Origin of the sequence: Staphylococcus ratti, from assembly GCF_020883535.1 — a bacterium.
Classification (GTDB): Bacteria; Bacillota; Bacilli; order Staphylococcales; family Staphylococcaceae; genus Staphylococcus; species Staphylococcus ratti.
The window spans coordinates 662,356-678,938 of the sequence record NZ_CP086654.1; the positions used below are offsets into that span (position 1 = coordinate 662,356).

Genomic DNA, 16,583 nt, shown 5'->3' on the forward strand with positions numbered 1-16,583 from the left:
TAATGCTTGTGAAAATCTACTTACTATCTAGTTTTGAATGTATAACATTCAAAGTCACTTTACGAAGTGAAAACGTTTGACACAAAGTAAAACATTGTTTGGTGACAATAGCAAAGAGGTCACACCTGTTCCCATGCCGAACACAGAAGTTAAGCTCTTTAGCGCCGATGGTAGTCGGACTTACGTTCCGCGAGAGTAGGACGTTGCCAAGCATTTTGATTAATCCACAGTAGCTCAGTGGTAGAGCTATCGGCTGTTAACCGATCGGTCGTAGGTTCGAGTCCTACCTGTGGAGCCATGGCCCCTTGGTCAAGCGGTTAAGACACCGCCCTTTCACGGCGGTAACACGGGTTCGAGTCCCGTAGGGGTCACTAATTTAATGGAGAATTAGCTCAGCTGGGAGAGCATCTGCCTTACAAGCAGAGGGTCGGCGGTTCGAACCCGTCATTCTCCACCATTTTATTAAATTTTATACGCGGAGGGGTAGCGAAGTGGCTAAACGCGGCGGACTGTAAATCCGCTCCTTCGGGTTCGGCAGTTCGAATCTGCCCCCCTCCACCATTTATTGGGCTATAGCCAAGCGGTAAGGCAACGGACTTTGACTCCGTCACTCGCTGGTTCGAATCCAGCTAGCCCAGCCATAAGAGCCATTAGCTCAGTTGGTAGAGCATCTGACTTTTAATCAGAGGGTCAGAGGTTCGAATCCTCTATGGCTCACTTATCGACCTTATCTTAGGATAAGGTCTTTTTTTACGCTCTTTAATCTCAATTTTCCAAAAATTTTGTATGTATAAAAAGGACCTGTAGCATACATAATTTGAAGTTATTTGCTATATAAGTTAAATAAAGATTCATAATATGACATAACAATGAATTTATATAGCTTATATGCATTGAAAGAAGGCTTGATATTGGGAATATAAAGACTTATGATATTTTTAGGATTGTACTTAGAAGGTTTGGGGAGATTTCTAGGTACAACCAAAATAAAAAAAGGGGTTTTATACATATGAATAAAACGATTGAAATCATAGGAGCACCTACAACTTTTGGTCAAAAGAAATTAGGTGTTAATTTTGGACCAGATGCGATTCGTTATGCAGGTGCAGTTGCACGTTTAAAACGTATTGGACATGATGTGATTGATAGCGGTAATGTCGATACACCTGCGATAGATTTGGAAAAGTTCCATTCTCAACAACAAGGTTTACAAAATTACGACGAAATTTTAACATTTTCAAATAATTTAAAAGAGAAAGTTTCAGAAAGTATAAAAAACAATCACTTCCCTGTTATTTTAGGTGGAGATCACTCTTTAGCTATTGGTTCTATTTCTGGTGTAAGTGAGCATTACAAAGAGTTAGGAGTTATCTGGTATGACGCTCACGGTGACCTTAATTTACCTGAAGAATCTCCATCAGGTAACGTGCATGGTATGCCATTACGTGTGCTTGCGGGAGAGGGAGAAGAAGCGCTTGTTCAACTTGGTGGCTTTGCGCCCAAAGTGAAGCCAGAAAATGTTGTTTTAATTGGTATGCGCGATTTAGACTTTGGAGAACGTTCGTACATTAAAGAACACAATGTTAAAACGTATACAATGGCAGAAATTGATGAAATGGGAATTAAAACTGTTATTCAAGAAAGTATAGCGTACCTACAAGATCGTACAGACGGCGTACACTTATCTCTTGATGTTGATGCTTTAGACCCAGAAGAAATTCCAGGGACAGGAACGAAAGTGCCAGGTGGTTTAACATATAGAGAAAGTCATTTTGCGTTAGAACAGCTTCAAAAATCAGGACTAATTACTTCAATGGATTTAGTTGAAGTTAACCCATTACTAGACGAAGGCAACAAAACTGCTGAACAAGCAGTGGCATTATTAGGTTCTTTCTTTGGCGAAAGCTTATTGTAATTGTTTTATAAATGAATCATTAAAAAAACTGTTATGGTAACGAAAATACGATAACAGTTTTTTATTTGAAGATAAAAATAAATCAAGGCTATTTTGATATATGACAGTGACTCTAATGCTTGGTATAATATGGGTTATGGGAATAGATTACCGGAGGAGATGCTATGCAAATTTCTAACCTCTTTCAAAATTTGAGTACACTTGAGGTCATCACTGGTATTCTAGATTTATTAATTGTATGGTATGTCATTTATCTCCTTATTACCGTATTTAAAGGAACTAAGGCAATTCAATTGTTAAAGGGTATTTTATTTATACTGGTAGGTAAAGGGATTAGTGAGTATTTACATTTAACGACGACTTCAAGATTATTTGATTTAGTAATGCAATGGGGGTTCCTTGCAATTATTGTGATTTTCCAACCTGAGATTAGACGTGCGTTAGAACAACTTGGAAGAGGGAGTTTGTTCAAACGTTATGCGATGACATCTTCAGTTGAAGTACCAAAACTCGTGGAATCCGTATCTAAAGCAGTTCAATATATGGCAAAACGACGTATTGGTGCACTCATTGTGTTTGAAAAAGAGACGGGACTACAAGATTACATAGAAACAGGTATTCCGATGCACTCTGATATTTCACAAGAACTGTTAACAAATGTGTTCATTCCTAATACTCCTTTACATGATGGTGCAATGATTATTCAAGGGGATAAAATTGCAACAGCCGCAAGTTATTTGCCACTGTCAGATAGTCCTAAAATTGCAAAAAGTTTAGGGACAAGACATCGTGCAGCTGTAGGAATATCAGAAGTTTCTGATGCATTTACGGTTGTCGTCTCTGAAGAAACGGGTTCTATTTCAGTGACATTTGACGGTAAATTACGTAAAGATATTTCTGTTGAAGCATTTGAAGAACTTTTAACTGAACATTGGTTCGGAACACATTTTTCAAAGAAAGGCGTGAATTAAATGTTTGAGTCAAAATGGGGACTACGATTTTTTGCATTTATATTAGCGCTATTGCTCTTTTTGTCAGTCAAGAATGTCTTTGGTGAGTCTTTTAGTACAGACAGCATTTCAAATGATGGCAATAAAACAATTAAAAATGTACCTGTTGAAGTAATTAATAACAACAAAAATTTATATGTTTCAGGTGCACCGGATAGTGTAGATGTTGAGCTCAGCGGGCCTCAATCTAAAATTTTACAAGCTCAAAAAATTGAAGATTATAAAGTAACATTAGATGTATCTAATGCGAGTCCTGGAGAGCAAACAGTAGAATTCGAAGTAAGAGGATTAGACAGAGATATTAATTATCGTGTTTATCCTAAAGAAGCGACACTATCTATTGAAAAGAAAGAAAGTCGAACGATTGCAGTCGAACCGAATACGAGTCCTTATGCGATAGACCCGAATTATATGGTCAAAGATGAATCTGTAGCTCCTAAAACTGTAAAAGTAGTTGGCGGCAAAGAGCAATTGGACCGCATAGCGTTTGCTAAAGCAAGTTATACGAACGATGTAGGTATATCTGAAAAGACGACAGCTCAAGCAAAAGTTGCTGTATTTGATAAAAATATGAACAAGCTAGACGTTCAAATTGTACCATCATCTGTAGATTTAACAGTAGACGTTGAACCGTATCATAAAAAAGTGAAGGTTAAAGTGGTCCGTAAAGGTGAACCTCAACAAGGGACGTCTATTGAAGATGTTAGTCTTGATGAAGATACGATAGATATTTATGGCAATCGAAAAGATTTAGAAGACATTGATGAAATATCAGCTGAAGTTGATGTAAATGGCGTTTCGACAACCACAAGTAGGGATGTTAAATTTGACTTACCAAGTGGTGTGATTCATGCTAAACCATCAGAGGCAAAAGCTAAAATTAAAGTAAATTAATGATGTGAAATAAAGGAGAAATGAAATATGGGTAAATACTTTGGTACAGACGGTGTAAGAGGCGTTGCTAACCAAGAATTAACTCCAGAACTTGCGTTTAAACTTGGTCGCTATGGTGGCTATGTCTTAGCGCATCATCAAGATAAAGATCATCCACGTGTCCTTGTTGGTAAGGATACACGGGTTTCAGGTGAAATGCTTGAAAACGCATTAATTGCAGGTCTTGTATCCATAGGCGCTGAAGTGATGCGTTTAGGCGTTATTTCAACGCCAGGTGTAGCCTATTTAACGAGAGAAATGGAAGCAGAGCTAGGCGTTATGATTTCTGCTTCCCATAATCCTGTAGCGGATAATGGAATTAAATTCTTTGGTTCGGACGGTTTTAAACTTTCAGATGATCAAGAAAACGAAATCGAACAACTATTAGATCAAGCATCACCTGACCTACCACGACCAACTGGTCAACAAATTGTGCATACTTCAGACTATTTTGAAGGTGCTCAAAAATATTTAAGTTATTTAAAATCAACGGTAGATGTCAATCTAGAAGGATTAAAAATCGCTTTAGACGGCGCCCACGGTTCTACAGCTTCACTTGCACCATTCTTATTTGGTGATTTAGAAGCAGACACTGTAACGATGGGATGTAGCCCAGACGGTTACAACATTAATGATGGTGTTGGTTCGACACACCCAGAAGCTTTAGCTGAAAAGGTGGTTGAAGCAGAAGCGGATTTCGGATTGGCTTTTGATGGCGATGGGGACCGTTTAATTGCTGTGGATGAATATGGCCATATTGTTGATGGTGATCAAATCATGTTCATTATCGGCCAAGAAATGGCAAAAAATCATGAATTAAATGATAATATGATCGTTTCTACTGTCATGAGTAATCTTGGCTTTTACAAAGCGTTAGAAGCAGAAAATATTTCTTCTAACAAAACGAAAGTAGGCGATCGCTACGTTGTTGAAGAAATGCGTCGAGGAAATTACAATTTAGGAGGAGAACAATCTGGCCATATTGTAATGATGGATTATAACACAACAGGCGATGGTTTATTAACAGGTATTCAACTTGCCGCAGTGGTGAAACGCTCTGGTAAACCGTTAAGTGAGCTTGCTGCACAAATGAAAAAATATCCACAATCTTTAGTAAATGTGCGCGTTACTGATAAACATGGCGTGGAACAAAATGAAGATGTGCAAGCTGTGATGCAAGACGTTGAGAGAGAAATGAACGGAGAAGGTCGTATACTCGTTCGTCCTTCTGGAACAGAACCTTTAGTACGTGTTATGGTTGAAGCGAAAACGGATGAAGATGCACATCGTTTTGCACAAACGATTGCCGATGTTGTAGAAGCAAAAATGGGATTATAATGGCGAATAAAACACGAGAGTGGATGCTCTCGTGTTTTATTATATATATTGTTGTAATATGATGTTTATGAGTTTAGCTGTGAAGATATGCATCTGAGGCTATGATAGCTTTAATTTAAAAGCATGATTTTACGAAGTCAATTTTTTCAAGCACTACTAAAGTTAATTAAGTTCGTTTTTCTGCGAATGTATGAGGAATTATTTGCAATACATAAAGCGGAAAGTGTAAAATAAATTATATTGTTTAGGAAGGGAGGATAGAGGTATAACAATAAAAGCGCCAGCACAAGTTAGTTATTTAACATAACTCAATACCTTAATAGCAGAAGGTATGTGAGGTTAATTTTATTGACTTGTAGACGAGGAGGATAGTGATCGAACTGATTCGGCGGATGCTATCCCGGATGTGGCTCATTCGTTAGCTTATTAATTAAATCGATAAGGTGACTTGTCGGACAAAGTTAGTAAGATCGCCAACTAGAAAAATAATAAGAGGAAAACGATGCTTAAATTTAGAAAAGAGTCTCATCATTAAATCAGAATGGTGACCTTTGTAAATTTTAAAATTAAGCACCGTTATTTCAATGTGGAGGAATTTAAATTATGTGTGGAATTGTAGGTTATATTGGAACGCAAAATGCGAAAGAAATTTTATTACGTGGTCTTGAAAAATTAGAATATCGTGGCTACGATTCAGCTGGTATTGCAACACGTGACGAACAAGGTGTGACAGTTACGAAAGCGCAAGGTAGAATTGCAGAATTACGTAAAGAAACTGAAAAAGCAGGCGATGGTTCTACGGGGATTGGACACACACGTTGGGCAACTCATGGTGTACCAAATTATGACAACTCTCACCCACACCAATCATCAAGTAAACGTTTTACAATAGTTCACAATGGAGTTATTGAAAATTATGAAGAATTACAACAAGCGTATATTCCAAATGTTGAATTAAAATCAGATACAGACACAGAAGTTATTGTTCAATTAGTAGAACATTTCTCAAATGAAGGTTTATCTACAGAAGATGCATTTACAAAAGTAATCAGTTTATTACATGGTTCTTATGCACTTGGCTTATTAGATAGTGAAGATTCAGAAACAATTTATGTTGCTAAAAATAAGTCACCTTTATTAGTAGGCATTGGGAATGGTTTTAATGTTATCGCTTCAGATGCCTTAGCAATGATTCAAGTGACAAGTGAATATAAAGAATTAAAAGATCAAGAAATTGTATTAGTTCAACGTGATAGCGTGGTTATTAAAGATTTAGAAGGCAATCACATTGACCGTGAAAGTTACACTGCTGAAATCGATGCTTCAGATGCTGAAAAAGGTGTATACAGTCACTACATGCTAAAAGAAATTCATGAGCAACCCGCTGTAATGAGACGTATTATTCAAGAATATCAGGATGAAGAAGGTAACCTAAAAATTGATCCAGAAATCATCAAAGATGTACATGAAGCAGATCGCATTTACATCATTGCGGCAGGTACAAGTTACCATGCAGGGCTTGTTGGTAAAGAATTTTTAGAAAAGTGGGCAGGCGTACCAACAGAAGTACATGTTTCATCTGAATTTGTGTACAATACGCCATTACTTTCTGAAAAACCATTGTTCATCTATATTTCTCAATCAGGTGAAACAGCAGATAGTCGTGCAGTACTCGTTGAAACAACGAAATTAGGACATAAATCGTTAACGATTACGAACGTTGCAGGTTCAACGTTATCTCGTGAGGCGGACCACACATTGTTATTACATGCCGGCCCAGAAATTGCCGTGGCATCTACGAAAGCATACACAGCACAAATCGCGGTGTTATCAATCCTTTCACAAGTTGTAGCAAAAGAGCATGGTCGTGAAGCGGATATTGACTTATTGCGTGAATTGGCGAAAGTAACTACGGCAATTGAAACAATCGTAGATGATGCACCAAAAATGGAACAAATTGCAACAGATTTCTTAAAAACAACACGCAATGCTTTCTTTATTGGTCGTACAATGGATTACAATGTCAGCCTTGAAGGGGCATTAAAGTTAAAAGAGATTTCTTACATTCAAGCTGAAGGTTTTGCTGGTGGAGAGTTAAAACACGGAACAATTGCATTAATTGAAGACGGTACACCAGTGATTGCGTTAGCAACACAAGAAGGTGTTAACTTATCTATTCGAGGTAATGTGAAAGAAGTTGTGGCACGTGGTGCAAATCCATGTATCATTTCTATGGAAGGTCTTGAAAAAGAAGGAGATACTTACGTTATTCCTCACGTATATGATTTATTGACACCACTTGTTTCTGTTGTGTCGTTACAACTTATTTCGTACTATGCTGCTTTACATCGTGATTTAGATGTTGACAAGCCTCGTAACTTAGCGAAATCAGTAACAGTAGAATAAACTAAAACATATAGTTCTTAAGAAGCTATGGTATCCTTGAGGGAGCGAGACAAAGTCTCGCTCCCTTTATATTAAAGTAGGGTGTTATTTGATTAGAATATGGGCATGGTATATTTTGAAGTAAAGAGATGGGTACATTTGGTTGGTGTGGAAGGTTTGATTGGTAGTGTGAAACATGAAATAATTGAAAGTAAGCTTATGTGGAAAGGATAGAGTTGATGAAAGAGGTAAAGGCAATATTTTTAGACATGGATGGAACAATACTTCACGAAAATAACCGTACGTCAGCAGAAACAGCATGTGTGATTCGTAAGCTTAGGGCATCAGGCTATCGTGTATTTTTAGCTACAGGTCGTGCATATGAAGAGATATATTTATTAATTCCAAAAGACCTTGAATTTGACGGTATTATTTCTTCAAATGGTACATTAGGGCATATCGGTAATCGAGTTTTATTTGAACATGATTTAAGTGAATCAGCAGTAAATACTATCGTTCAAAGCGCTCAAAAAGAGGGGATTTACTATGAAGTATTTCCATTTAAAGCGCCCCGTTTTGCGTTAACTGAAGATCAAGCATGGATGTTAGCCTTAGTACAAGGTGAAAAACCTCAACAAGTTGCAGAAAGTGAGTGGTTATCTCGACATGAAGCAATTAAAGGGAAATTAACGTGGAGGCAACATGTGCCTACAGGAATGGGATATTCCAAAATTTATTTGTTTCATCCTGAATTAAACAAAATTGAGGCATTTCGAAATCAAATGTTAGCTCAGGTGGAAACACTTAAAATTGAAGTTTCCAACTCTACACAAAATAACATCGAAACAATGAAATATGGAATTAATAAAGGGACAGCTATTAAAGAAATGTGTGCGTATTTCAACATCGATATCTCTGAAACATTGGTTATAGGGGACAGTGATAATGATCGGTCAATGTTTGAGGTAGGTAAGGTTACAGTAGCAATGAAAAATGCAAAACAACATATTAAAACGCGCACAATGTATGAAACAGATTTTGATAATAATGAAGACGGCGCAGCAAAATTTTTAGAAAGTCATTTATTATAGTGAAAAAGGACAGATCATCATAACGATCTGTCCTTTTTACTGTGATTCTGTTTTCGAGCCAATGAAATAGGCTTAATGGGCAGTTTCTTTATTACCACGTTTTACCATGTACTGTACGATAGTACCCATTATAAAGAAATAAAATAAGAAACTCACAAAGTAGAAAATAATATCTATAATGATGGATACGGCGTTTCTGTCTGAACCTGCAATGTACGCTTTGAATGGTTCTGTCACAATATCAATTAGAATAAGTGGAAGATGTAATATATAAAGACCTATAAAGAAAAGTAAAAATGTTTTTTGTTTGTTAAAAATGCCACACCAACCTAATTTAATTATTTCTTTTAATTTACGTTGAGTATTTTCTGAAAAAGCGACCCATATATTCGTAACTAAGATTAAAATAAACAACATGATTGAACCAAAGAAAAGTAAATAAATAGTGACTGAAACTAAAGTAGGTTGATAATGATAACTCTTCAATGGACTGATGTAATCTATAAAGCTAAAATATATTGCTTTAACCAAACCGTATAGAAACTGTAGTAAGATAATTAAGGCTGTAATAATCGCACCTAATTTAACAGCTTTTAACCATCTACCTCTCGTAAAAGTTTTGAATATATCTGTAAACTTTAATTTTTCATCTGGATGGACAGCATTAAAAAATGTACGAACTGTCCCTGTAAATAACGGAAAGATGACGAATATAAATAATAAAATTAAGAGAATAAAATATAGCAAGGCAAAAAAGAAAAATAATACAATATCTTGATTATATGACATAATTAGACCATTAAATATAGATTGATAGCATAAAAATACAAATAACATAAAAATTGAGAGCATTAATAAGCAATTAACAAGGTTTGCAAAAAATAACGTCTTCCTTTGAGATTTAGAATTGTGCCAGAATAATTTTGTAAATTTAAACACTTGTGAGCACTCCTTTCAATACTTTAAACTTTACCAAAATAAATAGGTTTTGGAAATCTTTGTTGTAAAATTATACTATTTTTATTATGACTGAAAGGAGGAGAAACAGTTGTATATAATATGATGTGAAGAATAAGCAAGATAGGCTTCCATAGCATAGCTCCGGAAATCAACAAATAACTATCTAAAAACAGCGGGAAAGTGTTGTACATAGGGGCTTTTAACTACAATATATAAGGACCTCAAAAAATGATGCAACAAAATTTTTAGAAAGCCATTTATTATTATGAAAAAGGACAGATCATAATGACCTGTCCTTTTTACTGTGATTCTTTTTTCGAGCCAATGAAATAGGCTTAATTAGTAGCTTCTTTTTTACCACGTTTTACCATGTACTGTACGATTGTACCTATCATAAAGAAATAAATGAAGAAACGCATAAAGAAGAAAAGAATAGCAGAAATAGCTTGGATAATTTTTAGTTCTGATGATGAAAACGCACTGATATAATTTTGGATTACTTCTGATACTGCAAATGAAGTTAAAAGTAATATAAAGTTTAAAATTAAAAGCGTGATAAAGAAAAGTAAAAATGTTTTCTGTTTGTTAAAAATACCACGCCAACTTGATTTAATGATTTCTTTAAATTTATGTTGCGAATTTTCTACAAATATTACTGCCATATTTGTAACTAAGATTGTAACAAACCATGCTACGATACTTGAGAGAAATGAAATAATTAACAATAAAATGGTAGCCACTATCCTGAAAAGTTTTTCGTCGATATCAGAACCTAGCATTGGAAATAGAACACTTTCGATGAGTGATGAAAATCCCCTATTAATTAAAAAATTTAAAATGGCTGTTAAAATAATCAAAATCGTCACCATCGCACCTAATTTAACAGCATTTAGCCATCTAGCACCTGTAAAAGTTTTGAAGATATCCGTGAATTTTAATCTTTCATCCGGTTGTATAGCATTGTAAAATGTACGGATTGTACCTGTAAATAAAGGAAAGATGACGAATATAAATAATAAAATGGCTAGAACGATGAAACTAACAAATACTAAGAGAATCGGTGGCGTGTTTTCACTGCCATACAAAACGGATAAATATACTTTTTGCATAACGATTTGATTCGAAAACGTAAGGAGCATCAGAATTGATGACATTAATAAGAAATTAACAAGGTTTGCTAAAAATAAGGTTTTTCTTTGAGATTTAGAATTGTGCCAGAATAATTTTGTGAATTTAAACACTAGTGAGCACTCCTTTCAATACTTTAAACTTTATCAAAATAAATTGCTTTTGAAAATCAATATTATAAGGTTGCACTATTTTAGTTATAAGAAAGTGCTGAATAACTATTTCTTATAATATGACGTGCAGCACACGCATGATCGTACTACGCAACATAACTTAGGAAACCCATAAATAACTATGTATAATCAGGGCTTCTGATAGAATAGCATAAATTGATGAAATTTGAGTAATAATTTTATGTATCAATTGATTTTAAAGTATAGATTGTTCATTAATAAATGTAATTTCGCGAGCGAGACATGTTGGAATTTGTTAAAATAAAAACGAGGTGAGACGGGGGATGAAGATTTCAAATCAAAAGATTTACGAGCAAATTGCAAATGATTTAATCGAACAAATCGATGAAGGAAAGTTGAAAGAAGGAGAACGCTTACCTTCTATACAAGCGCTCGCTAAAACATATGGTGTAAGTAATGCTTCAATGAGAGAGGCATTAAATGCATTAAGAATGATAGGCTTAATTGAAATTAAACATGGCTATGGCACATTTGTTAAACAAAAACACCCTCAGTTGTTTGATTTTAGTAATCATACTTTAACGCAAAAACGGGTGAAAGATATTTTAGAACTTCGGGAAGCGGTAGAGGTTAAAACAGCAAGTTTAGCATCACAGCGTCGTACAGAGGGACATTTGGCTGCAATGTATGAGGCGCTCAATGAAATGGCGCGTGCGATTCAAAATAATACTTCAGGAGAAGAAGCAGATTTGAAGTTTCATTTAGTAATTGCACAAGCTTCCGATAATCAACTTTTATATGAACTTTTAAATAACATAGCTGATAAAATACAGCAAACAATGAGAGGTACACGGCATATTTATTTGTATAGCCGTCAAAAGCGGATGGAAAAGCTTTTTAATGAACATACAGCCATTTATGATGCCATTACTACACAAAATGCGCTATTAGCTGCTCAAAAAATGTCGGAACACTTGCAAGAAGTGCGTCAAACGTTGGTCGAAAATTATATTGTTGAATAGAAAAGGAAACATTAGCGTGTATAGGGGGAGGAATGAAGTAGCTTTACTTAATTTCTGTCATGTTACCTAGGCACGCTGTTTTTAATTGTGATACAATCACTGTATAACTGAGCTTAAAATCAATGGAAATACATATACAAAACTACGTATAAGAATGCGAGGTGGTACCCCCATGCCTTTAATGTTAAAACCTGTTTTTCAGCAACGTCTTTGGGGAGGAACGAACTTATCACAATACGGTTATGATTTGCCTAGCGACCACATAGGGGAAGTATGGGGTATTTCTGCTCATCCAAATGGTGCAAATGAAATTTTGAATGGTCCTTATAAGGGAATGACTTTAGATGAAGTCTGGGCCGCATATCCGAAACTATTCGGTGAGTTTCCTACTAAAAAGTTTCCTTTATTGACAAAAATTTTAGATGCAACGCAAAAATTGTCTGTACAAGTTCATCCTGACGACACTTTTGCATATGAATATGAAAATGGGGAATACGGCAAAACAGAATGTTGGTACATTTTAGATGCTCAACCTGGAGCTGAAATTATATATGGTACACATGCCAAAACGAAAGACGAATTAGAAAAGTTACTCGATGACCGTCGATTTGATGCTCTTTTTAAACGCGTGCCGGTACAGTCTGGAGATTTCTTTTTCGTTCCAGCAGGTACAGTTCACGGCATAGGCGAAGGGATTATGATTTTAGAGACACAACAATCTTCTGACACAACGTATCGAATTTATGATTATGATCGTCGTGATCAAAATGGACAATTGCGTCCGCTTCATATTGAAAAAAGTAAGGCAGTCATTAATTATGGTGACGAAAGTCCTAACCTCATACCAACGACAGAAGTGATTGAAACACATAAAAGAACAACGTATGTTCAAAATCAATTTTTCACTGTCGTCAAATGGGATATTGATGGAACTTTGAATTATATGAAACCTAGAGAGTTTGTTTTAGTATCTGTCCTAGATGGTAAAGGGGAACTTATTGCGGATGGTGAAATTTATCCTATCGAAAAAGGAAACCATTTCGTTTTAACAGCAGAAGATTTAGACAATGTGTTTGAAGGTCAACTTACGCTCATGATCAGCTACGTTTAAGGTGGTGACATATTAATGAAAGTGGGCTTATACATTGCTTTAATTTGCGGCATGATTTCAGGAGCGGTTATTTTCTTTCACGTTCCTTTATTTCCATCCGTAGTATATCCAGTCATCATTGGTTTAATCGGCATGATTGCGACGATTTGGACATTTCCAAATCGGGACATTAGCAATATGCTTAAATTCGGTGGTATTATGGTTAACTTATTTCCTGTAATTGTAGGGATTGTGACATTAACACAGTCCTAATTTTTGAGTGTAGACTTCAAAGAGTTATTTCTATATTTAATTAAAGATGAACGTATTAATATAAATTTATGAAGGAGAACTTAATCACCATGACAGCAGAAACGAATTATTTTTGGCTTAACTGTGGTTACAATCGTTGGAATCACAATGAGCCTCTAGTGGGGCAAACCGCTGTATTTGAATCTGGTGCACAATTTAACCCATCGCAAGGTTATCGTGCTTTTAAACAAGCGAAAATCGGTGACAAAGTGGTTTTTTATCAAGTACAAACAGATGCAGGTTTACTCGGTTGGGGCGAGATTGTAAACGTAGTGACTGGCGCACAAAATAAAATTCATGTGCAATTTGAATTTAAAGAAACATTTAAATCATTAACGACTGAATATTTAAAGCGTAGTGAAACATTAGAATTCAGAATGAACCATATGAAAGAATCTTTATTCAACAAAATTTCTTATGATGAATTTGAATTAATTAAAGGTTTAGGGACTGGTGACGTTACTGTACCACGTTATTTTTATATGGCAGAAACGACTGCGTTTGAACCTGGTGAAACGTATGTGATTTACACACATACGATTAATGGTATTAAACGTAATGGTTATCATCATTACACACAGCTTGAAGTAGGGGACCAAATTGTTATTTACAATCGCTATAGTAACCAGTCAGTGATAGGGCGCGCGGAAGTTTCGCATCACATTCATACTCGACCACCAGAAGCGGGGCGTACCAATAGTACTGCGATTGAAATTCGTTATCTTGAAGATATTCATCCTGTGAGTCTAATGACACTTAATAAACATCCCAAATTGAAAAACTTATATTTTCTTCAAGAAAATGCGAAACAAGCGATTGCTAGTTTAACACCAACACAATTTGAAGCTATTATGGAAATGAGTGAAAATGGCGGTGTTAAAGGTCGATTTGAAGCAATTGGTCAAGCAACGTCGGAAACTGCCAATGAAGACATTAAACCTTTTATCCTTTTACTTTCAAATAATAAGGAAGAAGGTTTGAAGTCAGCTGAATCATTAGTGGAAAAAGCCAACGCCACACCGGTTATTACCACAGGACATCCTGATTTTTCTGAAGAAATGTTATATGGGCGCTATTTGCCAAATGAAGCAGGAGCATTGTACTATCGTGAAGGATTCATTACCGAGCTTATGCCTAAATCGGATCGACATTTTCTCATTATAGACCAATTTGAACGCATTGACCCGGATATATTCCAAATGTTTATTAACGTTTTGGAAGGTTATGAAATGACGTTACCAAGGTATCATCGAGATGGTAGTATGGTTAAATGGAGTTTAAATAAAGATTCCTATTACTATGTGAATCCTAACTGGCATCTTGTAGGCGTAACTTATTTAACGCCTCAAGAAGTGAAAGAACGCTATCCTTCACAGTTTCTTAAATACGCACGTATCATACAAGTTAAGCAGTAAAGCGTATACACGTTAGAATATGTTTAAAGGTTTGTAAAAACATTAATATTTAGACTTGATGTCTATTCATTTCATAAAATATGAGCAGAGAAAGTATTTACCATTGGAAAAAGCTTTCTCTGTTTTTTTATATCTTCTAAATATACGACGTTAGTGTATATTGAAATATAAATGAGAAACCTATGCATATCATGTTTTTTAACAGTGTAATAATAATATATATAATTAAGATTGTTGCTATAATTCAAGAAAAATAAGAAATAGTAATAGCCAATGATTTTATGTTTTTATCCATATACTGCTTGAAGCAAATTATATTACATAGTATGATATTCCTAATCGTTTTCAATTTTCAGACAATACAAAGGGAGAGGGTAACAAATGAATAAGGAAAGACAAAAGAAGCCAATAGGGGTTTTGTATGCCCTATTGACACTTGCAGCGATGATTGGAGCTATGTTGTATACTGTTGTGAAATTGGATCAAGCACCGCATATTCCTTTATTAATTGGGACAAGCGTCGCAATTATTATTACAATGTGTCATGGCTACAAATGGGAAGAAGTGGAAGAGATGATGTATAAGGGGATACGCCATGCACTTCCAGCCGTTGTAATTATTATGCTTGTCGGTCTTATTATTGGAGCGTGGATTGGTAGCGGCATTGTAGCAGCAATGATTTATTATGGATTGAAGTTAATTTCACCTACATACTTTTTATCTGTGGTTTGTATTATTTGTGGCATTGTAGCATTAGCGATTGGCAGTAGTTGGTCGACGATGGCTACAGTGGGGGTAGCTTCTATGGGTATTGGTGTTAGTATGGGATTACCACCTGGGATGGTTGCAGGTGCGGTTATTTCAGGCGCTTATTTCGGAGATAAAATGAGCCCCCTTTCCGATACAACAAACCTTGCATCAGGTTTAACGAAAGTGGATTTGTTTGAACATATTCGCCATATGTTTTATACGACAATACCTGGGCTTATTATAAGTTTAATTGTGTTTTTCATTCTGGGACAAATGCATGGAAATGATCATTTAAATCAAGGTCGTATTGATAAAATCATGAATGCGATTGATCAATCTTTTATTATTTCACCATGGCTATTGCTTGTGCCGTTAATTGTCATTGTGATTGTAGCGCTTAAAGTGCCTGCGTTACCAGCCATCGTTGTAGGTATCGTGTTAGGATTTTTTGTGCAAATTGGGTTTCAAGGCGATTCGCTTGTAACCGCAGTCAAGTCTTTACAAACAGGCTATGTAATAGATTCTGGAAATAAAACGATTGATGAATTATTTAACCGTGGCGGCTTAGAATCCATGTTCTATACGATTTCTTTAACATTAGTAGCTATGACATTTGGAGGTTTACTTGAATACTCTGGAATGCTTAAAGCTTTAATAGAAGTCGTATTAAAGTTTGCTAAAAGTACAGGCACGCTCATTGCTTCAGTTATTGTTTCTTGTTTTGGGACAAACTTAACATGCTCTGAACAATATATTTCAATTATTGTACCGTCACGCATGTATGTATCGACGTTTATAGATAAAGGCTTGCATCCGAAAAATTTGTCTCGAGCATTAGAAGATGGTGGGACATTAACTTCAGTCTTTGTACCTTGGAACACATGTGGTGTATTTATTGCGTCTACTTTAAGTGTGAGTGTAGCTGAATATGCACCGTATGCGATACTGAATTTCGTCGTACCAATCATTTCTATCATTTATGGATTTATTGGATTTAAAATTATAAAGCTTACAAAATCAGAACAAACGTATTTTAAAGAACAAGAAAAATTGGCATAGTCACAATCTTAATTTCAGCTTAATGATGCCACTTCTATGGG

Annotated in this window: 13 protein-coding genes, 6 tRNA genes and 1 rRNA gene; 18 read left to right on the forward strand and 2 right to left on the reverse strand. The window is 35.5% G+C overall.

The window, feature by feature from the left end; all coding sequences use genetic code 11:
• The first annotated feature begins 97 nt into the window (after positions 1-97).
• From rrf to LN051_RS03050, 13 genes are all read left to right on the forward strand, one after another.
• Positions 98-212, forward strand: a 5S ribosomal RNA gene (rrf, locus tag LN051_RS02990).
• An 11-nt stretch (positions 213-223) separates the two neighbouring features.
• A tRNA-Asn gene (locus tag LN051_RS02995) sits at positions 224-298 on the forward strand.
• Position 299: 1 nt separating this feature from the next.
• A tRNA-Glu gene (locus tag LN051_RS03000) sits at positions 300-371 on the forward strand.
• Positions 372-381: 10 nt separating this feature from the next.
• Positions 382-457 (forward strand) — tRNA-Val (locus LN051_RS03005).
• Between the two features lie 20 nt (positions 458-477).
• Positions 478-561 (forward strand) — tRNA-Tyr (locus LN051_RS03010).
• A 5-nt stretch (positions 562-566) separates the two neighbouring features.
• A tRNA-Gln gene (locus tag LN051_RS03015) sits at positions 567-641 on the forward strand.
• Between the two features lie 3 nt (positions 642-644).
• Positions 645-717: transfer RNA gene (locus LN051_RS03020), tRNA-Lys, on the forward strand.
• Between the two features lie 292 nt (positions 718-1,009).
• Positions 1,010-1,915 (forward strand): arginase, encoded by a 906-nt coding sequence (gene rocF, locus LN051_RS03025; RefSeq protein ID WP_229293127.1) that lies wholly within the window; start codon positions 1,010-1,012, stop codon positions 1,913-1,915.
• A gap of 164 nt (positions 1,916-2,079) precedes the next feature.
• Positions 2,080-2,886 (forward strand): diadenylate cyclase CdaA, encoded by an 807-nt coding sequence (gene cdaA, locus LN051_RS03030; RefSeq protein WP_229293128.1) that lies wholly within the window; start codon positions 2,080-2,082, stop codon positions 2,884-2,886.
• Positions 2,887-3,819 carry a CdaR family protein gene (locus LN051_RS03035; protein WP_229293129.1) on the forward strand — a complete coding sequence of 311 codons (933 nt, stop codon included), beginning with the start codon at positions 2,887-2,889 and terminating at the stop codon, positions 3,817-3,819.
• A gap of 27 nt (positions 3,820-3,846) precedes the next feature.
• Positions 3,847-5,196, forward strand: a complete 1,350-nt coding sequence (gene glmM, locus LN051_RS03040) for a phosphoglucosamine mutase (RefSeq protein ID WP_229293130.1) — start codon at positions 3,847-3,849, stop codon at positions 5,194-5,196.
• 603 nt (positions 5,197-5,799) lie between these two features.
• Positions 5,800-7,602, forward strand: coding sequence for a glutamine--fructose-6-phosphate transaminase (isomerizing) (glmS, locus tag LN051_RS03045; protein WP_229293131.1), 1,803 nt, complete (start codon positions 5,800-5,802; stop codon positions 7,600-7,602).
• Between the two features lie 218 nt (positions 7,603-7,820).
• Positions 7,821-8,672 (forward strand): HAD family hydrolase, encoded by an 852-nt coding sequence (locus tag LN051_RS03050; protein WP_229293132.1) that lies wholly within the window; start codon positions 7,821-7,823, stop codon positions 8,670-8,672.
• Between the two features lie 72 nt (positions 8,673-8,744).
• Here LN051_RS03050 and LN051_RS03055 read toward each other — a convergent pair whose 3' ends face one another.
• Both LN051_RS03055 and LN051_RS03060 read right to left on the reverse strand, forming a co-directional pair.
• On the reverse strand, positions 8,745-9,461 hold the full coding sequence (locus tag LN051_RS03055; RefSeq protein ID WP_229293133.1) for a hypothetical protein: 717 nt from the start codon (positions 9,459-9,461) through the stop codon (positions 8,745-8,747).
• Between the two features lie 506 nt (positions 9,462-9,967).
• The gene (locus LN051_RS03060; RefSeq protein ID WP_229293134.1) at positions 9,968-10,741 is read right to left on the reverse strand and encodes a hypothetical protein; all 774 of its coding nucleotides are present in this window, start codon (positions 10,739-10,741) and stop codon (positions 9,968-9,970) included.
• Between the two features lie 476 nt (positions 10,742-11,217).
• Here LN051_RS03060 and LN051_RS03065 point away from each other — a divergent pair, with 476 nt between their 5' ends.
• The 5 genes from LN051_RS03065 (at position 11,218) to nhaC (ending at position 16,542) form a co-directional block, all read left to right on the forward strand.
• Entirely contained in the window at positions 11,218-11,916 is a 699-nt protein-coding gene (locus LN051_RS03065) for a FadR/GntR family transcriptional regulator (RefSeq protein WP_229293135.1), read from the forward strand.
• Between the two features lie 172 nt (positions 11,917-12,088).
• On the forward strand, positions 12,089-13,027 hold the full coding sequence (gene manA, locus LN051_RS03070; protein WP_229293136.1) for a mannose-6-phosphate isomerase, class I: 939 nt from the start codon (positions 12,089-12,091) through the stop codon (positions 13,025-13,027).
• Positions 13,028-13,042: 15 nt separating this feature from the next.
• Positions 13,043-13,279 (forward strand): hypothetical protein, encoded by a 237-nt coding sequence (locus LN051_RS03075; RefSeq protein ID WP_229293137.1) that lies wholly within the window; start codon positions 13,043-13,045, stop codon positions 13,277-13,279.
• An 89-nt stretch (positions 13,280-13,368) separates the two neighbouring features.
• Positions 13,369-14,733 carry an EVE domain-containing protein gene (locus LN051_RS03080; RefSeq protein WP_229293138.1) on the forward strand — a complete coding sequence of 455 codons (1,365 nt, stop codon included), beginning with the start codon at positions 13,369-13,371 and terminating at the stop codon, positions 14,731-14,733.
• A gap of 381 nt (positions 14,734-15,114) precedes the next feature.
• Positions 15,115-16,542, forward strand: a complete 1,428-nt coding sequence (gene nhaC, locus LN051_RS03085; protein ID WP_229293139.1) for a Na+/H+ antiporter NhaC — start codon at positions 15,115-15,117, stop codon at positions 16,540-16,542.
• The last annotated feature ends 41 nt before the right edge of the window (positions 16,543-16,583 follow it).